This is a genomic window from Mycobacterium sp. GA-2829, from assembly GCF_001499965.1.
Lineage (GTDB): Bacteria > Actinomycetota > Actinomycetes > Mycobacteriales > Mycobacteriaceae > Mycobacterium.
The window spans coordinates 19220-43457 of record NZ_LQIT01000018.1 but is presented as its reverse complement, the minus strand read 5'-3'; the positions used below and the strand labels follow the sequence as shown (position 1 = coordinate 43457).

Genomic DNA, 24238 nt, shown 5'->3' with positions numbered 1-24238 from the left:
ACATGTCACTATGTCCGCCATGGACACATGGGGGGTGGACACCGATCGTCGCGCGAGCGAGACGGTTGCGCACCAGAGCAAGGCATCACTGCGGCACGTCTCGCGCGCGGCGTACATCGGTTCGGCGATCGAGTTCTACGACTTCTTCATCTACGGCACGGCAGCCGCGCTGGTTTTCCCCACCGTGTTCTTCCCGGAACTCAGCCACGTCATGGCGACCACCGCCTCGCTGGGCACGTTCGCGGCGGCGTTCGTGTCCCGGCCTGTGGGTGCGGCGGTCTTCGGCCACTTCGGTGACCGGATCGGGCGCAAACACGTCCTGGTGATCACCCTGCTGATGATGGGCATCGCGACGGTGGGCGTCGGGCTGATCCCCAGCACCGAGACCATCGGCGTCGCCGCACCGCTTCTGCTGATCACCCTGCGTCTGGTCCAGGGTTTCGCCGTCGGCGGCGAGTGGGCGGGCTCGGCACTGCTCAGCGCCGAGCACGCGCCAGCCGACCGGCGCGGCTACTACGGCATGTTCACGCAACTCGGCCTCGGTACGGCGCTGATGCTGGCCAACCTCGTCTTCCTCGGGGTGCACTTTGCCTTCGGCGAGACGAGTTCGCAGTTCCTGCAATGGGGTTGGCGCATCCCGTTCCTGCTCAGTGCGGTGCTCATCGCCACCGCCTTCTACATCCGGATGCGGGTTCCCGAAACCCCCGCACTCACCGAAAGCGCCGATGCCGCAACGCAATCGCACGGCGGCATACCGCTGGTCGCGCTCTTCCGCGAACAGGGCGGCCGGGTCTTGCTGGCCGCGGGTGCGGCGACGTGCGTGCCGATGCTGGTGTACCAGGCGGGAACGTTCTTCACCCACTACGCCGCTGCCCACATGGGGTATCCGATGAGCCTGGTGCTGCTCGTGGGCGTCATCGGCGGGCTGTGCGCGGTCGGGTGCGCGGCGTGCTCGGCGATCCTCAGTGACACCCACGGGCGGCGACGGATGCTCGGGCTGGGTTTCGCGGTGGCGCTGCCCTGGTCGGTGCTGATCTTCCCGGTGATCGAGGTGCACAGCGAGTTCGTGTTCGCCGTTGCGCTGGTGACCACCTACGCGGTCATCGGGTTCTGCATGGGTCCACTGGCCGCGTTCATCCCGGAGTTGTTCGCGGCACGGTACCGCTACACCGGGGCGGCAATGGTGCTCAACGCCGGCGGCATCCTCGGCGGCGCGGTACCGCCGGTGGTGTCGCCGCTGCTGACGGCATCGTTCGGGAGTTGGGCGGTGGCCGCGATGATGGGCGGTCTGGCACTGGTCAGCCTGGTCTGCGTCGCGTTGTTGCCGGAGACGGTTCGACCCTGACGCCGCACACGGCAGCAGGTGCTGGCTTACGCTGGCCGCAGTGCTGTCGAAAGGCGGGATCGTGGACGATACAGAGCTCCGGCAGCGACTGGACGCCGCCATCGCCGAGCTGGCACGCTCCCTGCACAGCCATCAGGTCGGCACGTTCGAGGTCGATGCGCTGCTGCTGGAGGTGACCCGAGGCGCCACGGAGATGCTGTCGGGTGTCGACCACGCGGGTGTCACGCTCGTCGAGGGCCGCAGCCGAAGAACGCGCTCTATTGCACCGACCGGTGAGGTGCCGCGGACGGTGGACGCGCTGCAGGACAGGTTCGGCGAGGGGCCGTGTCTGGAATCGATCTGGGACCGCCACACCGTCCGGGTCGACGACTTCCACCGCGAGAACCGGTGGCCGAAGTTCGTGTCTGCTCTGCTCGCGGAGACACCGGTCCGCTCATCGCTGTCGATACAGCTGTTCACCAACGAGCACGAACTCGGCGCGCTCAACCTCTACTCGGAGCGACCGGGCGGGATCGCGCATGACGTCGAGGAGCAGGCGCTCGTGCTGGCCACCCATGCGGCGATCGGATTGGCCGGCGCCCGGCGCACGGATCAACTGCACAGCGCGCTGGCGACCCGGGACATCATCGGTCAGGCCAAGGGAATGATCATGGAGCGCTTCAACGTCGACGCGATCCAGGCCTTCGCGCTCTTGAGGCAGCTCTCGCAGGACAGCAACACGCCGTTGGCCGACGTCGCGCGCCGCCTGGTGCACCGGGATCACCCGCCGACATGATCGCGCCCGGAACGGGCATACGGTGGTGACGGCGACCAACACCTGGAGGAGATGACGGGATGGACTTCGGGATCTCGACCTTCGTCAACGACGACACCATCGATCCGGTGACGCTCGCCCGCGCGATCGAGGAGCGGGGGTTCGCCTCGCTGGTGATCGCCGAGCACACTCACATCCCCGCCAGTCGCGAATCGCCCTACCCGGAGGGCGGTGATCTGCCGTCGGTCTACTACCGGACACTCGACCCGTTCGTCACCCTCGCCGCCGCCGCGGCGGTGACGGAGAAGATCCAGTTGTTCACGGGCATCGCGCTGCTCATCCAGCGCGACCCGATCGTCACCGCCAAGGAAGCGGCGAGCATCGACCTGATCTCCGGCGGCCGGTTCGTGTTCGGGGTCGGCGCGGGCTGGAACATCGAGGAGTTGCGGCACCACGGCACCGACCCCAAGACCCGTGGGGCCCTGCTCGACGAACGCATCGAGGCGATCAAGGCGCTGTGGACCGACGAACCCGCGGAATACCACGGCAGATACGTCGATTTCGACTCGTCGTACTGCCGTCCCAAGCCGGTGCAGAAGCCGCATCCGCCGATCTACATCGGCGGCAACTCCGACGCCACGGTCAAACGCGTGATCCGTCACCAGGCCGGTTGGATCTCCAATCCGCTACCCACCGAACAACTCACCGCACGCGTTCAGCAGATGCGTGACGGCGCCGGCCACGACGTCGCGCTGGCGATGTTCGGCGCCCCGCCGAAACCGGATTACTGGCGCACCGCAGAGGACCTCGGCTTCGGGCAGTTGGCGCTGCTGCTGCCGACCAAGCCTCGCGACGAATCCCTGCGCAAGCTGGACGAATTCGCCGCGATGGTGAAGCAATACCGGGGCTAGGCGCTCGCCGGTTGAGCCAGTCGCCGGAACAGTTCCCAGGACGATCGCTCCACCCAGTTCGTGGTCAGTGCCCCGTCGTCTCGCACGGCCCAGACGGCGGTTCCGGTCATCGCGATCTCCCGTTGGTCCGGCGTCGTGCCGAGGACCCCGTTGTTCTTACCGGTCAAGACCCAGCGCGACGCCACCCGGCTGCCGTCTGCATTCTGGAAGGTCTCGCTGACCTCCAGACGAAGGTCGCCGACAGCCGCGAGGAAGCCGGCGACCCAGGCCTTGAAGGCCTCCCGACCCGTGATGGTCTCCCCGCCGCTGACGATGACGAAATCCTCTGCCACGAACCGGTCTACCGCGTCGGGATCGTGCGCGTTCCACACCTCATCCCAGAAGGCGTGCACGATGCTGACGGAATCACTACTTTTCATGTTCCGGTGAACGCCTGCGTGCTCGCGGAAATGCCCGGTAGCGCTGCCGAATCGCCCACCCAGGCGATGTAGCCGTCGGGCCGGACCAGAACGGCGGGACCGTCGTCGAGACGTTGTGCCTGCGGTCCGGCGAAGCCGTCGACGACCGGGGCGCCGCGTTCGCGGATGAACACGTGACCCGGCGTCCGCAGCAGTTCGGTCAGGCGGCCCTCCGCCAACGGGATCTGGGTTGCGCGGGTGCCGACCGGTCCGGCGCCTGGGTACCGCAGACCGGTCCCGGCGAAGCTGCCCGCGACCGTGTCCCGGACAGGAGGTAGGCGAAGAATCGTCGGCGCCAACAGGTTCCGCAGCAGTCGTGCGGGTCGGGGCCGCAGCGTGACCCCGCGCGCCATCAACCCCGACTGCCGTAGGACGCGCCTGCCGATCGGATGGCGTTCGTCATGGTAGGTGTCGAGCAGGCTCTCGTCGGCGCCGGCGAGCACCGCCTCGATCTTCCACGCGAGGTTGGCCGCGTCCTGGATGCCGGTGTTCATACCCTGACCGCCCATGGGGGAGTGCACATGTGCGGCGTCGCCGGCCAGGAACACCCGGCCGTGCCGATACCGCTCGACTTGTCGTTCGTCGCAGTGGAATCGCGACGTCCAGCTGATGTCCACCAACTCCAGATCGGTCCGGAATGCCCGGGCGAGAACGCCGGTGATCTCCGCGCGGTCGGCGGGCACATCGTCGGGCAATTGCCGATGCCGATCCCACACCATGGCGCGGAACCACGAGCCGTCGGCGTCGTGCCGGTCGTACGGCGCGAGGAAGCCCAGCACGTCGCGGGTGCTTCCCACACTCAATCCGCCGCCGACCGGCCCGTTGGCGAGTTTGACGTCAGCGAGGACCAGTGAGGAAAGCACCGTCTTGCCCGGGAAGGCCACTTCGAGCAGTGCCCGGACGGTGCTGTGGGCGCCGTCCGCGCCGATGACGTACTGCGCCCGCCAAACCTCCTGTGCGCCAGTGCTGGTGCGCGCAGTGACGGTCACGCCGTCGGCGTCCTGGTCCAGGCCCACCACTTCGGCGCCGCGGCGGATCTCGGCGCCCGCGCTCTGCGCGTAGCGGGCGAGCAGTGCGTCGACGTTGGTCTGCGGGGTCACCAGCACGAACGGATACCGCGAGTCGAGGTGGGTGAGATCGAGCCGCGCGCCGGCGAACAGCGAGACCCCCGGAGCCCGGTGGCCACGGGTGAGCAGGTCGTCGGCCAACCCGCGGGCGTCGAGGACCTCCAGGGTGCGCGCCATCGTGGCGAACGCCCGGCTCGACGGATTGGGGTGCGGCCACTTCTCGAGCACCACGACAGTGCGGCCCGCGCGGGCCAGGTCTCCCGCGGCGGTCAGACCGGTCGGTCCGGCGCCCACCACGGCGACGTCGACTGCTGTGCTCACCGCTCCTCCTCCGGATCGGGATACCAGCGTCGGATGTCGTCGGGAGTCGCCTTGGCCTCCCGGTTGAACACGAACCGGCAGTCCGGCTGGCTGGTATGTGCGGCATTGACGATCGCCTCGAACAGCAGGGTGTTGTCCGGCACCAAGCGCACTCCGGCACCGATCAGCACCGCGTCATACCGTCTGGCGCGCAACCACTCTCGGGCCTTGGCGGCGCCGGTATCACCGAAGTCGACGAGGCAGTTGTCGACGTGATAGCCGGCGGCGCGCAGCTGTGCGACGTTGTCGTCGTTGGCCGCGCGCAGCGACTCTCGCGTCAGGTCGGGGAAGCGGGCGAACTCCGGCGACGTGTAGTCGATGACGTCGGGGTCCAGTCCGATCTGGATGGCGGCGATGGTCATGGCCGGTCTCGATTCGAGGAGTTCAACAGTTGTTGAACTGAACGCTAGGCCTGCGCGCTGGTGTTGTCAACGGTTGTTGAATAGGCTGCGGAGATGACTGCCCGACCCCGCGACGCGGAGGCCACCCGCGCGACGATCCTCACCGCCGCGCGGAGCCAGTTCGGTGAGCGCGGCTTCGATCGCACCACCATCCGGTCGATCGCGGGCGCCGCCGGCGTGGACCCGGCTCTGGTCATGCACTATTTCGGCAACAAGGCCCAGTTGTTCGCCGAGGCGGCGCAACTGGACATCACGTTCCCGGACCTCTCCGCGGTCCCGCCCGACCGGGTTGCCGACGTGCTGATCCCGCTGTTCGTCTCGGTGTGGGGTCCGCACGGGCCGTTCCTGCCGCTGCTGCGCGCGGCCACCACCAACCGGGCCGCCGCCGACGCCCTGCTCGCGGTGTTCACCGACAAGGTCACCCCGGCGCTGTCGGCGGTCACGCCCGACCGCAGCGCCGAACGCGCCGCGCTGATCGGCTCCCACCTGCTGGGGATCGCGGTGGCACGCAACATCCTCGGCATCCCGGCGCTGGCCGAGATGGCCGACGAGGACCTCATCGCCTGGCTGCGGCCGGTGTTGGCGCACTACCTCTCGGATGCCGCCCCGCCCGGGTGAGACGTCAGAACGCGGTCTCGGGGATCTCCATCACGCCCAGGTCCACGGATTCCACGACACCGCGCAGCGCGGTCAGCTGCGGGAGCACGGTGGTGGCGAAGAACGACGCGGCGGCGATCTTGCCCCGGTAGAACGGCTCGTCCGGGCGATGTTCGGCCAGCGCTCTCTGGGCGGCGTTGGCGCACACCAATAGTCGCCAGCCGATCAGCAGGTCGCCCACGGCGAGCAGATACGGCACCGACTGCAGACCCACCTTGTAGATCTGCGCCGGCTGCTCGGAGGCGGACAGCAGATACCCGGTGAGTGCGGCGGTCATCGCCTGCACGTCCTCGAGCGCGGTGCGCACCCGTTCGGCCACCTTCTTCAGCGCGGCATCGGAGGTGTCGACGGTGTGCGTGATCTGGGCGGCCACGTGCGTGAGCGCCGCGCCGCCGTCGCGGACGACCTTGCGGAAGAAGAAATCCAGCGCCTGGATCGCGGTGGTGCCCTCGTAGAGCGAGTCGATCTTGGCGTCGCGGATGTACTGCTCGATCGGATAGTCCTGGAGATAGCCGGATCCGCCGAGGGTCTGCAGCGATTCGGTCAGCACGCTGTACGCCCGCTCCGAGCCCGCGCCCTTGACGATGGGCAGCAGCAGATCGGCGACCCGGTGGGCCAGCTGCGCATCCGCGCCCGAAACGTGTTGGGCAACATCGGCATCCTGGTGGGCCGCGGCGTACAGGTACAACGACCGCAGCCCCTCGGCGTAGGCCTTCTGCGTCATCAGGCTGCGCCGAATGTCCGGATGGCCGATGATCGTGACCCGCGGCGCCGTCTTGTCGGTCATCTGCGTCATGTCCGCGCCCTGCACCCGCACCTTGGCGTAGGCGAGCGCGTTGAGGTAACCGGTCGACAGGGTGCCCGCCGACTTCACCCCGATGGTCATGCGGGCGTGCTCGATGACCGTGAACATCTGCGCGATGCCGTTGTGCACGTCGCCGACGAGATAGCCGACTGCGGGCACACCGTGGTCCCCGAACGTCAGCTCGCAGGTGGGTGAGGACTTCAGGCCCATCTTGTGTTCGAGCCCCGTCGCGTACACCCCGTTGCGCGGTCCGAGTGCGAGGGTGTCCGGATCGAACAGGTACTTCGGCACGTAGAACAGGCTGAGTCCCTTGGTGCCCGGGCCGGCGCCGACCGGCCGGGCGAGGACCAGGTGGAAGATGTTCTCGGCGACGTCGCCGATGTCGCCGCCGGAGATGAACCGCTTGACGCCCTCGATGTGCCAGGTGCCGTCGGGTTGCTCGATCGCGCGTGCGCGTCCCGCGCCGACGTCGGAGCCGGCGTCGGGTTCGGTCAGCACCATGGTGGCCGCCCAACCTCGTTCCAATCCGGCTGCGGCCCAACTCTTCTGCTGATCGTTGCCCTCCAATGCCAGCGCCCGCGCCATGGCGGGTCCGAGGGCCCAGAGGAACGCCGCCGACGGGTTGGCGCAGACGAGCATCTCCTGGATCGACCACACCAGCGGGGCCGGCGCCGGGACGCCGCCGATGTCTTCCGGTAGACCGATCCGCCACCATTCGGCGGCCTTGACCGCCTGCACCGACGCGAGCAGCGATGGCGTCGCCGTGACGGTGTGGGTCGCCGGATCGAGGACCGGGGGATCGCGGTCGGCGTCGGCGAAGGACTCGGCCAGCGGACCCTCCGCCAGGCGGGCGACCTCGTCGAGCATCGTGTGGACGGTGTCGGTGTCCAGATCGCCGTAGTTCCCGGCGTCGAGGACGGCCCCGAGGCGAGGACCTCGAAGAGGTTGAAGGCGATGTCGCGCACGTTCGCGATGTAATGGCCCATGGGCTTCCCCAATCCTGCGGAGCTAAGGAAAAGTGTCGCGACCAGGCAAAACGTACGCAACCGTAACTTACGGTGACGTCACCGAAGGCTGCGAGGTCAGGTGCTTATGTGTGATGTAGATCACAGACGTGCGGCGTGGAAATCCGCCTTCCCGGGTACATGGCTGCGAACGGGTGACGGTGTGGAGGGTGGCGCGGGGGATGACGTCGACGGACCTGCGATGTCCGAAGCGGATGCAGTTCGGGCCGTGCGGCGGTGTGCGCCCCGACGGGCAGTGCGAGATGCGTTCAGGTCCCTGCGCGTTCCCGGACGTGGTGCCGTGGTCCGGCGTCGCACCGGCGCCCCGCCCCGCGCAGGCGCCGCTGGTGTTGACCGATTTCAGCTGCGCGCCGTTCGACGAGGTCGACGTCGCCGCCACCGCCGCGACCCTGGCCGATTCGTGCGATGCGGTGCTGGTGGGTGAGCATCAGAACCGACCGGACTTCCCGCCGACGCTGATGGGGCGCCTGCTGCTCGAGTCGGGGGTGTCCCCGTGGATCACGCTGTCGTGCCGGGACCGCAATCGCGTGGTCCTCGAACAGGAGTTGCGCGGGCTGCGCACGCTCGGTGTGGGCACCGTGCTGTGCGTGACCGGCGACGGCCGCGGGTACGACGTGCGTCCCGACGTCACCCAGACCTTCGACCTCGATGGGCCGCGTCTGGTGTCACTGGCCGCGTCGGTCGGGATGGTCGCGGCGGTGCCCGAAACCCCCACCGCGCCCCCGGTGCACGCGCGGCCGGCTCGCCTGGTCGAGAAGCAGCGCGCCGGGGCGAGTCTCGCGGTGCTCAACCACGTCCCGTACCCCGCGGCCGTCGCCGACTTCATGGCGGCGGCGCGCGCAGCCGGGTTGACGATCCCGGTGGTCGCCGCCGTCGCGGTCTTCACCGACGTGGTCTCCGCCGCTGTCCTGCAGGGGTTGCCCGGCCTCGAGCTGGATCAGGCGGTGGTCGAAACAGTCCTGGGGGCAACGGATCCCGTGGCGGCAGGGATCGCCGCGGCGGTCGAGGAGGCGACGGCCCTGCTGGCGATCGAGGGGGTCGAGGGCGTCAACGTCTCGGGCTCGGCCACCTCGGCGGGCACCAGAGCCGGAGCGGAGATCAAGGCCGAGGTCGGTCGGCTCATCAAAGCGCAGGAGGCGGCATGACGGAGGCGATGGACGCCGAGTTCGACACCGTGGCGGAGTGGACGGCGCAGGTCGCGGTCGACCTCGGTCCGGAGTACTTCGTGCCGGCGGGGTGCCGGGGGAGTGGGAGTCCGGCGGCTCTGGACTGGTTGATCGAACAGTTGGATCTCACGTCCGACGATCTCCTGTTGGACTGCGGTGCCGGAGTCGGCGGGCCTGCCGCGTACGCCGCAGAGGCGGTCTCCGTGCGCCCACTGCTCGTCGAACCCGAGGCGGGCGCCTGCCGTGCGGCACGCACGCTGTTCGGCTTCCCCGTCATCCAGGCGGCGGGTTCGGCGCTGCCATTGGCGGATGCCAGCGTCGACGCCGCATGGTCGCTGGGGGTGCTCTGCACGACGCCGCACCAACTGGAACTGCTGACCGAGATGCGACGCACCGTCCGCTCGCCCGGGCGGATCGCGCTGTTGGCGTTCGTGGCCGACGAGATGCTGCTCACCAAACAACCGCAGGGTAACCACTTCCCGACGCGCGGCCGCCTCATCGAACTGATCGCCGAGGCCGGCCTGGAGATCCAAAAGTGGCGGAGCACCGCGGACCTGCCGACCATTCCGCGGGAATGGACCGACCGCGTCGACGCCGTGACTGAGGCGCTGGCCGAGCGCCACGGGCAGTCGCGGGCGTGGCAGCTCGCCGAACGCCAGAGCGGGCGGATCGGTGATCTGCTCGCGGCGGGCGAGGTGACCGGCGAGATGTTGGTATTGCGTCACGCGTGACCCTGGGCGTACCGTGACGGATACCCCCGGGGGGTATCTACGAAGGAGGACGGTGTGTCCGAGCAGACGCACGACGCGACCGCGCACCACCATCACGAGCATCACCACGAGCAGATGAACGTCAACGCCATGGCAGCCAGCGCGACGCTGCACTGTCTCACCGGATGCGCGATCGGAGAGATCGCGGGCCTGGTCATCGGCACCGCGCTGGGACTGGGCACCCTGGCGACCATCGCGCTGGCGATCGCGCTGGCCTTCGTCTTCGGCTACACGCTCTCGACGCTGCCACTGCTGAAAGCCGGTCTCGCGCTTGGCGCCGCGCTCAGCGTCGTGCTCGCGGCCGACACCCTGTCGATCCTGACCATGGAGATCGTCGACAACCTCGTCATGGCGGTGATCCCCGGCGCCATGGACGCCGGACTGGTCAACGCCGTCTTCTGGGTGAGCATGATCATCGCGCTGGCCGTGGCGTACGTCGTGGCGTATCCGGTCAACCGGTACCTCCTGCAGCGAGGCAAGGGGCACGCGCTGACGCATGAGTACCACCACGGCCACCAGTCGGCAACCGGCGCAAGGCGGTTCATCCCGTCGATCGGTACGGGGGCGCTGGCGGCGGCGATCGCGGCGTTCATGCTCGGCGGTCTGGTGGTCTCGATCGCCGCCGAACTCGAGGGCGCGGGCAGCGCCCACGCGTCAGCGGCGGGGGTCGAGGAGTTGCGCCAGGTGCAGTGACGTGCGCTCGGCATCGAGTTGCCGCACCTGCATGTGGCAGCTGAACCCGTCGGTGAGCACGGCGGCACCGGCCGACGTGTCGCGCAGTGCCGGTGCGAGGGCCTGCTCGGCGACCTTCATGCTCACCTCGTAGTGGTCCTTCTCGAATCCGAAATTGCCTGCCACACCGCAGCATCCGGTGGCCTCGCGGACCGTCTCCACGCCGAGCGCCGCCAGGGCCTTGCGCTGGGTTGCCGCTCCGAACGTCGCGTACTCGTGGCAGTGTGTCTGGACCGTCACCTCGTTGGGAACGGAATGCGCAGGCCGCCAGCCGTTCTCGGCGGCCTCGGCGACCATCTGCGCGAAGGTGCGGACGCGTCGGGCGACGCGTCGAGCGGCGTCGGTGTGAATCAGTTCGGGCAGATCTTTCCGGAACGCCGCAGCGCAACTCGGTTCGAGGACGACGATCGGCCGGTCGGTGCCGTCGTCGAGGGTCTCGGCGGCCTTGGCGAGGCGCTTCTTGGCCTTCGTCAGTTGACCGGTCGAGATCCACGTCAGCCCGCAGCAGGCATCGGCCCGGCATTCCGTGGACTTACCCGCGTCGGTGAGCACCCGGGCCGCCGCCCCCACCACCTCGGGCCGGAAACCCCGGGTGAAGGTGTCGGCCAGCAGGACGACATCCCCGCCTCGGCCGGCGCTTTCGATCTCGCGACGGATCTGCCTGGCGGACGCGAACTTCGGCATCGCGCGGTGCGGCGTGAGACCGCCCATCCTCGCCGCGACCCGCGCCATCCCGCCCCGGGTGAGCAGATTCACCGCGGGTGCCGTTCTGGTCGCCAATCCCAGCCAGGTGGGCAGCCACCCGAGCGAGTAGTGCGACATCGGCCTGCGGCGACCGGCGTAGTAGTGGTCGAAGAACTCGGACTTGTAGGTGGCCATGTCCACGCCGACGGGACAGTCGGTGGCACACGCCTTGCACGACAGGCACAGGTCGAGCGCTTCTCTGACGTCCTGGGAACGCCAACCCTCGGCGACCGTCGGGGAGTTGCGCACCATCTCCTGAAGGGCGCGCGCCCGGCCGCGGGTGGAGTCCTTCTCGTCGCCGGTGGCGCGGAAACTCGGACACATCACACCGCCGCTCGCGGCCCGGCATCGGCCCACCCCGATGCAGCCCTGCACCGCGTGCACGAACGGTGCCACCGGCACGTCATTGCGCGGGGTGAGGTCGAACGACGTCGGCCAGTCGCGCGAATCGACGCCCGCCAGGGACAGGTTGTCCAGCAAGGGTTCCGGGTCGACGATGGATCCGGGGTTGAGGATGCCGCGGGGGTCCCAGATCCGCTTGAACCGGGCGAACGCCGTCATCACGGCCGGGCTGTACATCAGCGGCAGGAGCTCTGAGCGCGCGCGGCCGTCGCCGTGTTCGCCGGACATGGAACCGCCGAATCGGACGCACAATTCGGCGGCGCGGCGGATGAACCGCGCCATGACGCCGCGGCCTTCCTCGGTCCGCTGATCGAAGTCGATGCGGATGTGCATGCACCCGGCGCCGAAGTGTCCGTACATGACGCCGGTGAGCCCGCATTCGGCGAGCAGCGCCTTGATCGCGACCAGATAGTCGGCGAGCTGATCGGGCGCGACGGCTGAATCCTCCCAACCGGTCCACGACTCACCGCCGTCGACCAATCGCGCCGACAGTCCCGCACCGTCTTCGCGCACCCGCCACAGCGAGGCACGCTCGGCGGGGTCGGCCACCACCCGTGCCTCGACAAGCCTTCCCGCAGAATGTAAATCGTTGACCATGGCCGCACCGCGGGCCTCCACCTCCGCGCGGTCCTCGCCGTCGAGGTCGACATAGAGCCAGGCGTTGCCTGCGGGAAGGCCCTGCACTGAATCGGCGCCGCGCAGATGGCGCATCGTGTCGACGATGATCGAGTCGATGCCTTCGATGGCGGCGGGGGAGTATCGCAGGATCAGCGAGTTGTCCCGTGCGGCGTCGACCAGATCCGCATATCCGAGACACAGCAACATCGCCGACGGTGCGACCGGGACGAGCGCCACGGTGGCGCCGACGATGACCGCACAGGTGCCTTCGCTGCCCACGAGCGCGCGAGCGACGTGAAACCCGTTCTCCGGTAGCAAGTTTGCGAGGTGGTAGCCGGAGACTTGGCGCGGGAAGCGGGCGAGTTCGAGGCGGAACTCGGTGCGGTGCTGGTCGGCGAGCGCGCGGAGCTCGGCGGTGACGCGCGCCGCCGCTTCGGCCGCCTGCGCGTCGGTCGGGTCGGTGGCGCGCAGACCGTCGTGTGTGGCGGTCAGCCGGTGGCCCTCGGCGGTCACCACGTCGAGGGCGACGATGTGGTCGGAGGTGCGGCCGTATCGAACCGAGTGGTTCCCGCAGGCGTCGTTGCCGATCGCGCCGCCCACGGTCGCGCGGGACTTGCTCGACGGATCCGGGGCGAACGTCAGCCGACCCGACGTCGCGGCTTCGACGTGCTTCTGCAATTCGGTCAGCGCGATACCCGGCTGCACGTAGGCGGTGCGCGACGACTCGTCGACCGAGGCGACCGCATCCATGTGCCGGGAGAAGTCCAGCACCAGCCCTCGGCCGATCGAATTGCCCGCCAACGAAGTTCCGCCACCGCGGCTCGTCACCGGCATCTCGTGCCGCGCGCAGGCCCGGACGATCTGTGCGACCTCGTCGGCCGACCGGGGGAAAACCACCCCGAGGGGCGGGACACGGTAGTTCGACGCGTCGAAGGAGTATTCGGCCCGGCGGCGAGAGGAGGTGTCCACGGCGATACCCGCCGCGTCCAGCTCGGTGAGAACGCCGTCGTTCACAGGGCCTCCAGGGTGTGCACCTCGTCGGGGAGATTGTGCACTGCCGCGTTCATCACGCACGCAGGCCGTCCAGGACCATGCCGAGGATCCGATGTGCCCGGACGTCCCACTCCTCGTCCTCGAGGCGGGTCAGGAAACCGATGAGCAGGACCACGTCGCGTGCCTCGGCTTCCGGCCGGATCTCGCCGGCGGCCTTACCCGCCTCCAGCAGTGCCGTGACGGCGGCGTCGATGGGTTGGGCGCTGTGGCCGACGAATTCGTCGCGCACGGACTGGGTCGCGGCGGCGAAGATCCCGCGTTTGACGCGCGCGTACTCCGCCACCCGTGAGAACCAGCGCGCCATCGCCTCGAGAGGTGGGTGGCTGTCGAGCAGTTGCGGTGCAGCGGCGACGAGCGCCTCGACGTCGTCTCGGTACACCTCGGCGAGCAGCGCCTCGCGGGTGGGGAAGTGACGGTAGAGCGTGCCCTGGCCGACTCCGGCCGCCTTGGCGATCTCGTTCATCTTCACGTCGGAGGACGCGACGATCCGTTCGCGGGCGGTCGCGATGATCCGTGCCCGGTTCTGCGCCGCGTCACTGCGTCGCTTCACCGGTCGCCCGTCACGCTAAACGGACACTTGTCCGGTACGGTGAAGGGGTAAGGGGACACGTGTCCACTTTAATCGGAAGGGGCTGTCAGATGCCGTCGAATCCATCCAAGGTCGTCGTCATCACCGGCGCGAGCAGCGGCATCGGCGCCGCTGCCGGTCGACTCCTCGCGCAACGGGGCGCCAGGGTAGTGCTCGGCGCCCGCCGGGGCGATCACCTCGAACGACTTGCCGCAGAGATCCGTGACGCAGGAGGAACGGTCGCGGTCCGCCCGACTGACGTGACCCGCCTCGACGACGTGCGCCTTCTCGTCGACCTCGCCGTGGCCGAGTTCGGGCGACTCGACGTCATGATCAACAACGCCGGCGTCGGCAGGATCGGCCCGATCGCCGACCTCGACGTCGATGGCTGGTCGGAGATGATCGACGTCAACCTGCGCGGGGTGTTGCACGGCATCGCCGCGGCCATGCCGGTCTTCCGGCGCCAGGGCCGTGGGCATTTCGTGACCACGGTCTCCACGTCGGGTCTGAAAATCGTTCCGGCACAGGGCGTCTACGCGGCGACCAAGAACGCCGTGCGGACCGTGCTCGAGGCCCTGCGGCAGGAGTCCACCGACGGGGTCATTCGCACGACGGCGATCTCTCCCGGATTCGTCAACACGGATATGGACGACGCGATCGCCGATTCCGCGTTGCGCGAGCGGATCCGGCGCTCGATGAACGATTTCGGGCTCGACCCCGATGCGGTTGCCGAAGCGATGGCGTTCGCGATCGAGGCGCCCGACGGCGTCGAGATCGGTGAGTTGACGATCCGGCCCACCGTGCAGAACTGAGGACGCGGAAGGGTGACGCATGTGACTGATGTGAATGACTGGCGGTCGCTCGCGGGTCGCCGCACGCTAAATTGACGCGGGTGTTTTAGCAGGTCAACGTGGGTGCGGGAAGCTTCTGCGGCGGAGAAGCTGTTTGCACGATGGAGGGCATGGGTAGAAACCCGTCTGAACGCACAACATCGTGGAGCGCAGAGGTATGAGTGGAAGACACCGGTCACCAGCACCGATGACCCAACGCCGGACGACGCAGTGGCCCGTCGTGGTGGGCGGCTCGCTGTCGTTCGCGGTGGCGTCGGCGGGTGTGCTGGCCGGTGCGATCGTGCACTTCTCGACGCCCGATTCCGCCCCGGCCGCGCCTGAGGTGCCGCAGGCCGCAGGCAGCGCGCCCGTCACCCAGAACGGCACCGTCGTCGCCGTGACCGACGATTCGGTGACCACCCGCAGCGACAACGGGCTGCTGCAGACCTACCGGTTGACGCCGGATACGTACGCCGTGACCGCCGACCGGCAATCCGCCGACCCGGCGGCGTCGTTCGCGGTCAACGACCGCGTGTCGGTCTTCGCGACCGTGCAGTCCGGACAGCACGTGGCGACCGCGGTCGCCGACCAGTCCGCCGTCGGTCCCGACGGCCCGCCGATGGACTACGTCGCAGCGCCCTGAACGCTCACCGCAGCGCGATGACGACCTTGCCCTTGGCCGTTCGATTCTCCAGTGCGGCAATGGCGTCCGCCGCCCGGTCGAGGGGATAGACGTCGGGCTGCGGCGCCGACACCGCACCCGAGGCCAGCAGCGGTTCGAGCTCCGCCCACTGTTCGCGGACATACCCGGGATGCGCGAACGTCCATGCACCCCAACCGACTCCGACGACGTCGACGTTGTTGAGCAGCAGGCGGTTCACCTTCACCGTCGGGATGTCGCCGCCGGTGAAACCGATGACCAACAACCGCCCACCCGGCGCCAACGAGCGCAGCGAATCGGTGAACCGGTCGCCGCCGACCGGGTCGAGCACCACGTCGACACCTCGGCCTCCGGTGAGTTCCTTGACCGCATCCTTGAACCCGTCGGCCAGCACCACCTCGTCGGCGCCCGCCGCGCGGGCCACCGCCACCTTCTCCTCGGTGCTCACCACCGCGATGGTGCGCGCGGCGCCGAACGCGGGGGCCAGGCGCAGCGTCGACGTGCCGATCCCGCCCGCGGCGCCGTGCACCAGCACGGTCTCACCCTCGGCCAGCCGGCCGCGGGTACGCAGCGCGCAGTGCACGGTCAGGTCGTTGAACAGCAGACCCGCACCCGCCTCGAACGACACCGCATCGGGTAGCGCGAACACCCGATCCGGCGGCAACGCAACGACCTCGGCCATCCCGCCGGACAGCATCGTCAGCCCGGCCACCCGGTCGCCCGCGGAGACCCCGCAATCGGCGGGCGCACTGCGCACCACACCGGCGATCTCGGCGCCCGGCGTGAACGGCAGGTCCGGCTTGTACTGGTAGAGCCCACGGGTGAGCAGGGCATCGGGGAACGCCACCCCCGCGGCGTGCACCTCGACGAGCACCTGATCGGCGGCGTCGGGTTCGTCGACATCGACGACCTGCACCGCCTCGGGACCGTCCAACCGGGCAATCTGGACCGCGCGCATGGTGCCTTCCTTCCGTCGACGGCAACCATTTAACCTCCCGGGTGATCAACGCAGGTGTCGCGGTACGCCGCGGTGCTGGTCGCCGGCGGCTAAGCTGATCCTCCCGGCAACGCTGCCGGAACCGAGGGAGCACCCATGAGCAGGGCCACGACCGCCCAATTGGCGACCACCCGATTCGCGGCCGCGCAGGCGCTGCCGCCGAGCCGCGTGATCCCCGTACGTTCCGCCGACGGGGTGCGCCTGCACACCGAGGTCTTCGGACCCGACGACGCGCCGCCCGTCGTGCTCGCCCACGGCATCACCTGCGCCATCCGGGTCTGGGCCTACCAGATCGCCGACCTCGCCCGCGACCACCGCGTCATCGCCTACGACCACCGGGGCCACGGACGCAGCGGCGTGCCGCCGCGGCGCGGCAACTACAGCCTCGACCACCTCGCGGCCGACCTCGACGCCGTGCTGGCGGCGACCGTAGCGCCGCACGAACGGGCGGTGGTCACCGGTCACTCGATGGGCGGCATCGCGATCACGTCCTGGGCCGAACGCTTCCCCGAGCGGGTGGCCCAGCGCGCGGCCGCGGTGGCGTTGATCAACACGACCACCGGAGACCTGTTGCGCGACATCCAGTTCCTCCCGGTGCCGCACCGGCTGTCGGGCACCCGGGTGCGGGCTGCCCGGACCGTCATCAAGACCTTCGGGGGCTCACCCCTGCTCGCCGCCGCGCATCGGCCGAGCCGCCAGTTCGTCTCACAGTTGGCCGTCGGGCGCGCCGCCGACCCGGCGATCGCCGCGTTCGTCTTCGAACTGTTCGCCGGCACCCCGCCCGCCGGCCGCGGCGGCTGGGCCAAGGTGCTGGTCGAGTCCATGGGCCCGCGCCACATCGGACTCGAGAACCTGACCGTGCCGACACTGGTCATCGGCAGTGACAAAGACCGCCTGCTGCCCATCACCTCGGCCCGCCGGATCGCCGAGGCCGTGCCCAATCTCGCTGCGTTCGTGGAACTCTCGGGTGGGCACTGCGCGATCCTGGAACGGCCCGACGAGGTCAACGCCGCGCTGCGCAAGCTCGCGGAATCAGTGGGCGGACAACGCCGCGCCACCTCCTAGCGCGACAGTCGCTCGTGCACCTCGGCGGCGGCGCGCTGTCCTGAACGCACCGCGCCGTCGAGGAACCCCGTCCACCGGTCCGCGGTTTCGGTTCCCGCCCAGTGGATTCCGTCGATCGGTCGGCGCAGCCACTGGCCGTGCTCGGTCCAGGCGCCCGGCGGGACGGCTGCGGTGGGTCCTCCCGGCGCGAATTCTTCTGCGCCCCAGAGGTGGTCGACGTAATCGATCGGGTTGGCGGCGGGGTCGCCGAACAACGCGACGAACCCCTCGATCGCGCAGCGCCGCCGCTCCTGCGGTGACAGCCGGTCGAACGCCGCGGCGTCGGTGAAGCCGAGCAGGATCCCGGGTCCGTCGTCGGACGGGCTGACGTCGAAGGTGATGAACACCGGCCCCTCATCGGACAACGCCTCACCCGAGCAGCCGCCGTCGCGCCAGAACGGCTTTTCATAGGCGGCGTAGGCCTTGCTGAGCCGACCCTGCGGCCAGCGTCCGGCCAGTGCGCGGTAGCCGTCTGGGAGGGGTGGCTCGAAGTCGATCGTCTCGCGATGGGCGGGGGCCACCGCGACGATCACCGCACGGGCGGACGTGCGGCCGCGCTCGGTGTGGACCGAGACGGATCCGTCGTCGTGCCGCTCCACGCGCCGCACCGGCGCGCCTGTGACCACCCGGTCGCCCAACTCGGCGGCCATGCGCAACGCGATTTCCTGGGCACCGTTCGGGAAGCGGTCCTGCTGGGCGCCGCCCTCGACGTCGAGCATGCATCCGATGCCGCCCGCCGCCTTGACGTAGCGCGCGGCGTGCAACATCGACACCGCACCCGGTTCGCACCCCCACGTCACCCGCGACATGATCGCCATCAGGTCGCGGGTGGACGCGCTCGCCCGCACCGAACGCAGCCAGCCCTCGAGGCTGAGCTCGTCCAGCCGGTGCGCGCCCGACGCCGTCCACGGTGCGGCGACCGGGATCTGCCTGTACAACCGCTCGAACCGCCACTGGATGCGGCTGACGTCGAGCAACTCGATGATCGACAATCGCGGGACCGTGCTGCGGTAGGAGCGCACCCGCCCGCGCCAGCGGATGAGGTTTTTGCCGCGGTCGTAGGTGCGGACGGTCCGGCAGCCCAACTCGGCCGCGAGCGTGGTGACCGCGTCCTGCGTCGGTCCGATGAACGTCGCGCCGAGATCGACCGGAACCCCGGCCACCGTCGTCGTGTACGCGCGGCCGCCCACCCGCTCCCGCCCCTCGAACACCACCACGTCATGGCCCGCTCGGGTGAGTTCACGGGCCGCCGTGAGCCCGGCGAATCCGGCCCCCACCACGGCGACGTCGGCGTCGACCGGTGCACTCATGTGACTAGGCTCTCACGTCGTGCAGGTGATGACGGCGCTGTTCGGCCCGACGGATGCGATCGAACGCGCACACGCGCTGCGTGAGGCGGGCGCCGCCGGCGTGTTCACCTTCGAGGGCCCGCACGATGTGTTCACCCCGTTGACGCTGGCGGCGACGGTCGGCGGGCTGGATCTGCTCACCAACGTGGCGATCGCCTTCCCGCGCAATCCGATTCACCTCGCGCATCAGGCGATCGACCATCAGATCCTCTCCGGTGGGCGCTTCACGCTGGGGTTGGGCACCCAGATCCGGACGCAGATCGAGAAGCGGTTCGGTGCGGAGTTCGACCGGCCGGTCGCGCGGATGACCGAGTTGATCGCGGCGCTGCGGGCGATCTTCACGACGTGGGAGACCGGGGAGCGCCTCGACTTCCGCGGCGAGTTCTACCGGCACACGCTGATGACCCCGAACTTCACCCCGCGCGGCAACACCTATGGGCCGCCGCCGATCTTCGTCGGGGCGCTGGGCCCGCGGCTGACCCGGGCGACCGCCGAGCACGCCGACGGGCTGCTGGTGATGCCGTTCGGGACCAAGCGGTTCCTGCACGAGTCGACGATGGCGGCGGTCGCCGACGGGCTCGCGGCCGCGGGGCGCGACGCCGCTGAGTTCACCGTCGTGCCGGAGATCATCGTGTCGGTCACCTCCGACGCCAATCCCGACCATGCCGCGACGCGGCAGTTGCTGGCGTTCTACGGGTCGACCCCGGCGTACCGCCCGGTGCTCGATCTGCACGGGTGGGGTGATCTCCAACCGGAGCTGCACGCGATGTCCAAGCAGGGCCGCTGGCAGGAGATGGGTGCGCTGATCCCCGACGAGGTGTTGCACACGATCGCCGCCTGCGGGACACCGACGGAGATCGCCGCGCACATCCGGGACCGGGTGGCCGGAGTTGCCGACCGGATCTGCCTGTATCAACCTCGGCCGATCGACGTCGACGCGTTGGCGCAGATCGTCGACGCACTGCAGAAGTGAGCCCTATGGTGGGGGTCGGTACGTAAGCGGACCAATGGAGGTTCCATGAGCAGCGTCGATGCTGAGCACACCGATGTCTTGATCATCGGTGCGGGCATTTCGGGCATAGGCGCGGCCTATCGCCTGCAGGAGAAGAATCCGGGGCGCAGCTACCGGATCCTCGAGCGCCGGTCCCGCATCGGCGGCACCTGGGACCTGTTCCGGTACCCGGGCATCCGCTCCGACAGCGACATCTTCACGTTGAGCTTCCCGTTCGAACAGTGGACGCGGCCGGAGAACGTCGCCGACGGCGCGGACATCCGCGAATACCTCACCCAGACCGCGCGCAAGCACGGCATCGACGCGCACATCCGGTTCGACACCCATGTGCTGTCGGCGGACTGGGACTCGGCCACCGACACGTGGACCGTGCAGGCTACGCAGGACGGCGTGCCGCGGACGTACCGCAGCAGGTTCCTGTTCTTCGGGACCGGTTACTACGACTACGACGAGCCGTACAGTCCCGAGTTCCCCGGACTCGACAACTTCGCGGGTGAGGTCGTCCATCCGCAGCACTGGCCGGAATCGCTCGACTACACGGGTAAGAACGTCGTGGTGATCGGCAGCGGTGCGACCGCGATCAGCATGGTGCCCGCGCTGGCCGAACGGGCGAACCGGGTGACGATGCTGCAGCGGTCGCCCACCTACGTGCTGTCGTCGCCGCGGATCAACCCCGTCGTGCAGGCCATCCGCAAGGTGTTCCCGGCACGGCTCGCGTTCCACCTGGTCCGGTTCTACAACCTCGCGTTCATCGTCTCCACGTACGCGCTGTCGCGGAAGGCGCCTCGGCTGGTCCGGCGGTTCATCCGGAGCCAGGCCGCCAAGACGCTGCCGGAGAACTATCCGGTCGACGTGCACTTCAACCCGAAGTACGACCCGTGGGATCAGCGCATGTGCCTGAGCCTCGACGACGACCTGTACACGGCGATCGCCGACGGCAGGGCAGAGGTGGTCACCGACCACATCGAGACGTTCGATTCGACCGGCGTTGTGCTGCGGTCGGGTGCGCATGTCGACGCCGACATCATCATCACCGCGACGGGGCTGCAGTTGCAGGCGCTCGGGGGGATCGCGCTGAGCATCGACGGTGCGGAGATCAAGCCGCAGGACCGGTTCGTGTTCAAGGAACACATGCTCGAGGACGTGCCGAACATGGCGTGGTGCGTGGGGTACATCAACGCGTCGTGGACGCTGCGGGCCGACCTCACCGCGCGGGCGTTCGCCCGACTGATCGCGTTCATGGAGGACCACGGCTACACGCACGCGTATCCGCACCTGGGGGACAAGCCGATGGCGGAGAAGCCCGCGTGGAACATCAACGCGGGGTACGTCCAGCGCGCGCCGCATGCGCTGCCGAAGTCGGGCACACACCGGCCGTGGAATGTGCGGCACAACTACGTGTTGGACGCGATCGACCACCGCTTCGACCGGATCGAGGAGTCGATGATCTTCGGCCGGGTCCCGGCGCAGCAGCAACGGGTGATTTCGGCGTAGTTCGTTGCGCTCAGCGCAACCAAGTACACCGAAATCGCCGGGGTTCGCTAGGGCGCCAGGGTGAGCCAGTCCGCGAAGCCCGACGGATCGTGTCGGCCCAACGCACCGTGCTCGAACAGCCCCCACCCCTCCACGGTGCAACCGTCCACCTCGCACGTCGCCCGGCCCACATGGTCGATCACCCCGAACATCGCGCGCCCCGACACCGCCGGGTCACTCAAGTCGTAATCGAGCCGCTCGGTGAACTTCTCGCCCTTCCACACCCCGTGCAGCCAGTCGGCGTCGCCGCCGTACCCGCCGCCGATGTGGATCGGCACCGGCAGCCTCGACTCGACGTCGAACCGCAACGGCGTGCCGTCCCCGGCGGTCGCCTCGATGGTGGCGCCGTAAGGGATTCGCGTGCCCGAGGTGTAGTGGATCTTCACCCGCGGCCACCCCAGCTGCTCGACCCGCCCGTCGCGCCACACCCGCGTGCAGTCGTTGAGCGACCGGAACCCGCTGGGATCCTCCTGGATGATCAACACGATCGCGAAGTCGTCGAACGCCATCGGGACGTACAGCCACCACATCCCCTCGAATGGCGGATCGGCGGGGCGGCCTGCCGGCTCGGCCTCACCGATCGGCCGGATACCCCATGACCGGTCCCTCGTGCCGATCCAGGTCTGCGGGTCGACGGCGATCTCGTCCCCGTCGATCAGTATCCGCCCGCTCCACGCACCCACCTGCGCGAACCGTTGCGCGTCGAGGGTGACCCGGTTCCCGGTGCGCATGATGTGGGGCTGTTCCTGCACCACATCGAACAACCCCTCCCACGTGAGATCGACTGCCACGCCCTCGGTTTCGTCCATGACGATCCGCAGTTTGCGCAGCGGCTCGGTGACCTCGACGCGGTAGTTGCCCACGTGTTGGTGGAGCCGGTCCTGATCGATGCCGTCGGAGAGGTGCACGGCGGTGTGCGTATCGCCCAACAACCCGCGCTCACCTTCGCCGCGCCGCGACACCAGCACGAACGCGTCCTTGACGCCCAGGTTCGGGTAGTAGCCGATCCCGGTGATGAGGAAGATGTCCCCGCTGCGGTCATGGGCGTTGAAGTACGAGCGGTCGTAGAAGTTGCGGTCCGACGAGCCCGGCCAGGCGATCGGCTGCGGGATCTGGTGAACCGGGAACTCGTCCATCGGTCCGAGCATCAGGCGTCCTCTCCGATCAGGCGGCGCAGCAGGGCACCGTGGTAGAACAGCGATTCCACGTCGGTCGGCGGTTCGATCTCACCGAACCGCACCCGTCGGGCGCTGGTGCGCATGAACACGCACGCCCAGATCACCCCGGAGTAGACGTAGAACCAGTGCAGGTCACCCAACTGCACCCCGGTCAGCGCGGCGTAGGTGGCCTTGACGTCCTCCTCGCGCATGAAATGCGGCATGCCCTCCAGGCCCGCGAGCCCGGTGAGTTCCTGGAACACGTTGTGCGCGAAGACCATCCACGCCGCATCCATCTCCCGCGGCCCGAGGGTGGCCATCTCCCAGTCCAGCACCGCCGCGGGCCGGAAGTCTTGGTAGAGCACGTTGCCGATCCGTGCGTCACCCCACACCAGCACCGGATCGGTCGCGGCGACGTCGGCAGGCCAGTGCGCTTCCAGCCACTGCAGCGCCTTCTCGACGAGCTCCGAGCGGCCGATGTCGGGTACCGCGAATTCGTACCAGGCCTTGAGCCAGTTCAGGTTCCGCCGCAGTGCGGTGTCCCCGGAACCGGTGGCGAGGAAGCCGAAGGTGTCGTGCGGGTCGGGGATGGAGTGCAGTTTGGCCAACACCTCGACGGTGCTGTCCTGCAGTTCCTTCTGCCGCTCGGCGGGCGCGTCGTAGAACCAGTTGCCGCCGAACGTGTACGGCATGACATCGGGCGGCACCACACCGTCGACGTGGTCCATCAGGAAGAACGGGGTACCGAGCACCGCGCCGGTCGGCTCGAGCCACCGCACCCGCGGAACCGGCACGTCGGTCTTCTCCGCCACGAGTCGAATGACCTCGAACTGGTGGTCCAGTCGGTACTCGGAGAACACCGGGACGTCCTCCGCCGCGGGGGCGACCCGCGCGACGAAGCGCTCGTCGATCGGTCCGCGGACGGTGAGAATGATTGTCTCCGAAGACATCCCGTTGGCGTCGATACCGCTTTCGACGAGCACCTTCGGTGCCTGCCCGTCCGGCAGCTGCGTGGCGAGCCACTGCGACATGATGCCGGGCAGCGTGGTGACGTCGCGGCTCGCGCGCTGCAGGCGGCTGACATCTTCGACAGCCGGTTCGTGTGCCATGGAATTCGTCCTCCGGCCTAATTACGATACTCTGAGTAGCGTTATGAAATCAGACCCGTCCGCAGTTGACAAGGTCCAGACCGCGGGACGTCCCCGGGATCCACGTCTCGACGCTGCCATACTGCGCGCCGCCGCGGATCTGCTTGTGGAAATCGGTTATTCGAACTTCACCATGGCCGCGGTCGCCGAGCGGGCGGGCACCACGAAAACCGCGATCTACCGCCGGTGGTCGAGCAAGGCCGAATTGGTGCACGAGGCGGCGTTTCCCGCCGCACCGACGGCGCTGACCGCACCCGCCGGCGACATCGGCGCCGACGTGCGCGCGATGATCGGCGCCACCCGCGACATCTTCACCAGCCCCGTGGTCCGGGCGGCCCTGCCCGGCCTCATCGCCGACATGGCCCACGACGGAGCACTCAGCGCGCGGGTGATGTCACGGTTCACCGATCTGTTCGCCACGGTCCGCACGCGACTCTCCGACGCGATCGCGCGCGGCGAGGTGCACGGTGACGTGGACCCGGACCGGCTCATCGAGGTGATCGGCGGCGCCACCATGCTGGGCCTGCTGCTGAGCGGCGACGGTGGGCTCGACGACGACTGGGTGGAGAGGACCAGCGCGATCGTCACCCGCGGCGTGGTGGCATGAAGTG

At 68.9% G+C, this 24238-nt stretch carries 22 protein-coding genes and 1 pseudogene; 13 read left to right on the top strand and 10 right to left on the bottom strand.

The window, feature by feature from the left end; translation table 11 throughout:
* Positions 1–88: 88 nt before the first annotated feature.
* The 3 genes from AU194_RS12855 to AU194_RS12845 all read left to right on the top strand — a co-directional run bounded on the left by AU194_RS12855 (position 89) and on the right by AU194_RS12845 (position 3010).
* Complete coding sequence (locus AU194_RS12855; RefSeq protein WP_059089683.1) at positions 89–1345, top strand: MFS transporter; 1257 nt, start codon at positions 89–91, stop codon at positions 1343–1345.
* A 61-nt stretch (positions 1346–1406) separates the two neighbouring features.
* Entirely contained in the window at positions 1407–2120 is a 714-nt protein-coding gene (locus AU194_RS12850; protein ID WP_231743338.1) for a GAF and ANTAR domain-containing protein, read from the top strand.
* Positions 2121–2179: 59 nt separating this feature from the next.
* A complete protein-coding gene (locus AU194_RS12845) occupies positions 2180–3010 on the top strand; it encodes an LLM class F420-dependent oxidoreductase (protein WP_059089639.1) in 831 nt (276 codons plus the stop codon).
* Here the strand turns inward: AU194_RS12845 and AU194_RS12840 are convergent.
* Genes AU194_RS12840 through AU194_RS12830 form a run of 3 tightly spaced genes read right to left on the bottom strand, consistent with a single transcriptional unit; the run spans position 3007 to position 5257 of the window.
* Positions 3007–3429: an ester cyclase gene (locus AU194_RS12840; protein WP_059089638.1), complete on the bottom strand. Its 423-nt coding sequence runs from the start codon at positions 3427–3429 to the stop codon at positions 3007–3009. The two genes, AU194_RS12845 and AU194_RS12840, sit on opposite strands and share 4 nt — an antisense overlap.
* Complete coding sequence (locus tag AU194_RS12835) at positions 3426–4856, bottom strand: FAD-dependent oxidoreductase (protein WP_059089637.1); 1431 nt, start codon at positions 4854–4856, stop codon at positions 3426–3428. The genes AU194_RS12840 and AU194_RS12835 overlap by 4 nt, the downstream gene beginning before the upstream one ends.
* A complete protein-coding gene (locus AU194_RS12830) occupies positions 4853–5257 on the bottom strand; it encodes a hypothetical protein (RefSeq protein WP_059089636.1) in 405 nt (134 codons plus the stop codon). Before AU194_RS12830 ends, AU194_RS12835 begins: the two co-directional genes overlap by 4 nt.
* A gap of 93 nt (positions 5258–5350) precedes the next feature.
* On the opposite strand from AU194_RS12830, the gene AU194_RS12825 reads away from it, so the two are divergent.
* Positions 5351–5914: a TetR/AcrR family transcriptional regulator gene (locus AU194_RS12825; protein ID WP_059089635.1), complete on the top strand. Its 564-nt coding sequence runs from the start codon at positions 5351–5353 to the stop codon at positions 5912–5914.
* A 4-nt stretch (positions 5915–5918) separates the two neighbouring features.
* Here the strand turns inward: AU194_RS12825 and AU194_RS12820 are convergent.
* Positions 5919–7744 (bottom strand): annotated as a pseudogene (locus AU194_RS12820) (acyl-CoA dehydrogenase).
* Positions 7745–7944: 200 nt separating this feature from the next.
* Between AU194_RS12820 and AU194_RS12815 the strand changes: the two are divergent.
* Genes AU194_RS12815 through AU194_RS12805 form a run of 3 tightly spaced genes read left to right on the top strand, consistent with a single transcriptional unit; the run spans position 7945 to position 10412 of the window.
* Positions 7945–8928 carry a methylenetetrahydrofolate reductase C-terminal domain-containing protein gene (locus AU194_RS12815; RefSeq protein ID WP_059089634.1) on the top strand — a complete coding sequence of 328 codons (984 nt, stop codon included), beginning with the start codon at positions 7945–7947 and terminating at the stop codon, positions 8926–8928.
* Complete coding sequence (locus tag AU194_RS12810; protein WP_059089633.1) at positions 8925–9680, top strand: class I SAM-dependent methyltransferase; 756 nt, start codon at positions 8925–8927, stop codon at positions 9678–9680. Before AU194_RS12815 ends, AU194_RS12810 begins: the two co-directional genes overlap by 4 nt.
* Before the next feature lie 54 nt (positions 9681–9734).
* Positions 9735–10412 (top strand): DUF4396 domain-containing protein, encoded by a 678-nt coding sequence (locus AU194_RS12805; protein WP_231743337.1) that lies wholly within the window; start codon positions 9735–9737, stop codon positions 10410–10412.
* Here AU194_RS12805 and AU194_RS12800 read toward each other — a convergent pair.
* Both AU194_RS12800 and AU194_RS12795 read right to left on the bottom strand, forming a co-directional pair.
* Entirely contained in the window at positions 10374–13229 is a 2856-nt protein-coding gene (locus AU194_RS12800) for an FAD-binding and (Fe-S)-binding domain-containing protein (protein ID WP_059089632.1), read from the bottom strand. The two genes, AU194_RS12805 and AU194_RS12800, sit on opposite strands and share 39 nt — an antisense overlap.
* Positions 13230–13281: 52 nt before the next feature.
* A complete protein-coding gene (locus AU194_RS12795; protein WP_059089631.1) occupies positions 13282–13818 on the bottom strand; it encodes a TetR/AcrR family transcriptional regulator in 537 nt (178 codons plus the stop codon).
* Between the two features lie 89 nt (positions 13819–13907).
* Here AU194_RS12795 and AU194_RS12790 point away from each other — a divergent pair, with 89 nt between their 5' ends.
* Positions 13908–14648 carry an SDR family oxidoreductase gene (locus AU194_RS12790; RefSeq protein ID WP_059089630.1) on the top strand — a complete coding sequence of 247 codons (741 nt, stop codon included), beginning with the start codon at positions 13908–13910 and terminating at the stop codon, positions 14646–14648.
* Positions 14649–14874: 226 nt separating this feature from the next.
* Positions 14875–15309 carry a hypothetical protein gene (locus tag AU194_RS12785; RefSeq protein ID WP_231743335.1) on the top strand — a complete coding sequence of 145 codons (435 nt, stop codon included), beginning with the start codon at positions 14875–14877 and terminating at the stop codon, positions 15307–15309.
* A gap of 4 nt (positions 15310–15313) precedes the next feature.
* On the opposite strand, the gene AU194_RS12780 is transcribed toward AU194_RS12785, so the two are convergent.
* Entirely contained in the window at positions 15314–16285 is a 972-nt protein-coding gene (locus AU194_RS12780) for an NADPH:quinone oxidoreductase family protein (protein ID WP_059089628.1), read from the bottom strand.
* Positions 16286–16420: 135 nt separating this feature from the next.
* Here AU194_RS12780 and AU194_RS12775 point away from each other — a divergent pair, with 135 nt between their 5' ends.
* The gene (locus AU194_RS12775; protein WP_059089627.1) at positions 16421–17389 is read left to right on the top strand and encodes an alpha/beta fold hydrolase; all 969 of its coding nucleotides are present in this window, start codon (positions 16421–16423) and stop codon (positions 17387–17389) included.
* On the opposite strand, the gene AU194_RS12770 is transcribed toward AU194_RS12775, so the two are convergent.
* Complete coding sequence (locus AU194_RS12770; RefSeq protein ID WP_059089626.1) at positions 17386–18738, bottom strand: flavin monoamine oxidase family protein; 1353 nt, start codon at positions 18736–18738, stop codon at positions 17386–17388. The genes AU194_RS12775 and AU194_RS12770 overlap by 4 nt on opposite strands.
* A 28-nt stretch (positions 18739–18766) precedes the next feature.
* On the opposite strand from AU194_RS12770, the gene AU194_RS12765 reads away from it, so the two are divergent.
* The gene (locus tag AU194_RS12765) at positions 18767–19750 is read left to right on the top strand and encodes a TIGR03617 family F420-dependent LLM class oxidoreductase (protein ID WP_059089680.1); all 984 of its coding nucleotides are present in this window, start codon (positions 18767–18769) and stop codon (positions 19748–19750) included.
* 45 nt (positions 19751–19795) lie between these two features.
* Complete coding sequence (locus AU194_RS12760) at positions 19796–21283, top strand: NAD(P)/FAD-dependent oxidoreductase (protein ID WP_059089625.1); 1488 nt, start codon at positions 19796–19798, stop codon at positions 21281–21283.
* Between the two features lie 47 nt (positions 21284–21330).
* Here AU194_RS12760 and AU194_RS12755 read toward each other — a convergent pair whose 3' ends face one another.
* Positions 21331–22470 (bottom strand): hypothetical protein, encoded by a 1140-nt coding sequence (locus AU194_RS12755; protein ID WP_059089624.1) that lies wholly within the window; start codon positions 22468–22470, stop codon positions 21331–21333.
* Positions 22470–23588 (bottom strand): phosphotransferase family protein, encoded by a 1119-nt coding sequence (locus AU194_RS12750; protein WP_059089623.1) that lies wholly within the window; start codon positions 23586–23588, stop codon positions 22470–22472. Before AU194_RS12750 ends, AU194_RS12755 begins: the two co-directional genes overlap by 1 nt.
* A gap of 43 nt (positions 23589–23631) precedes the next feature.
* Between AU194_RS12750 and AU194_RS12745 the strand changes: the two genes are divergently transcribed.
* A complete protein-coding gene (locus AU194_RS12745; protein ID WP_059089622.1) occupies positions 23632–24234 on the top strand; it encodes a TetR/AcrR family transcriptional regulator in 603 nt (200 codons plus the stop codon).
* Positions 24235–24238: the final 4 nt, after the last annotated feature.

Excerpts from the sequence above, each read along its gene's own strand:
- AU194_RS12845 (WP_059089639.1), top strand. The coding sequence starts at position 2,180 with ATGGACTTCGGGATCTCGACCTTCGTCAACGACGACACCATCGATCCG.
- AU194_RS12840 (WP_059089638.1), bottom strand. The coding sequence starts at position 3,429 with ATGAAAAGTAGTGATTCCGTCAGCATCGTGCACGCCTTCTGGGATGAG.
- AU194_RS12830 (WP_059089636.1), bottom strand. The coding sequence starts at position 5,257 with ATGACCATCGCCGCCATCCAGATCGGACTGGACCCCGACGTCATCGAC.
- AU194_RS12825 (WP_059089635.1), top strand. The coding sequence starts at position 5,351 with ATGACTGCCCGACCCCGCGACGCGGAGGCCACCCGCGCGACGATCCTC.
- AU194_RS12815 (WP_059089634.1), top strand. The coding sequence starts at position 7,945 with ATGACGTCGACGGACCTGCGATGTCCGAAGCGGATGCAGTTCGGGCCG.
- AU194_RS12810 (WP_059089633.1), top strand. The coding sequence starts at position 8,925 with ATGACGGAGGCGATGGACGCCGAGTTCGACACCGTGGCGGAGTGGACG.
- AU194_RS12790 (WP_059089630.1), top strand. The coding sequence starts at position 13,908 with ATGCCGTCGAATCCATCCAAGGTCGTCGTCATCACCGGCGCGAGCAGC.
- AU194_RS12785 (WP_231743335.1), top strand. The coding sequence starts at position 14,875 with ATGACCCAACGCCGGACGACGCAGTGGCCCGTCGTGGTGGGCGGCTCG.
- AU194_RS12780 (WP_059089628.1), bottom strand. The coding sequence starts at position 16,285 with ATGCGCGCGGTCCAGATTGCCCGGTTGGACGGTCCCGAGGCGGTGCAG.
- AU194_RS12775 (WP_059089627.1), top strand. The coding sequence starts at position 16,421 with ATGAGCAGGGCCACGACCGCCCAATTGGCGACCACCCGATTCGCGGCC.
- AU194_RS12770 (WP_059089626.1), bottom strand. The coding sequence starts at position 18,738 with ATGAGTGCACCGGTCGACGCCGACGTCGCCGTGGTGGGGGCCGGATTC.
- AU194_RS12765 (WP_059089680.1), top strand. The coding sequence starts at position 18,767 with ATGACGGCGCTGTTCGGCCCGACGGATGCGATCGAACGCGCACACGCG.
- AU194_RS12760 (WP_059089625.1), top strand. The coding sequence starts at position 19,796 with ATGAGCAGCGTCGATGCTGAGCACACCGATGTCTTGATCATCGGTGCG.
- AU194_RS12755 (WP_059089624.1), bottom strand. The coding sequence starts at position 22,470 with ATGCTCGGACCGATGGACGAGTTCCCGGTTCACCAGATCCCGCAGCCG.
- AU194_RS12750 (WP_059089623.1), bottom strand. The coding sequence starts at position 23,588 with ATGGCACACGAACCGGCTGTCGAAGATGTCAGCCGCCTGCAGCGCGCG.
- AU194_RS12745 (WP_059089622.1), top strand. The coding sequence starts at position 23,632 with ATGAAATCAGACCCGTCCGCAGTTGACAAGGTCCAGACCGCGGGACGT.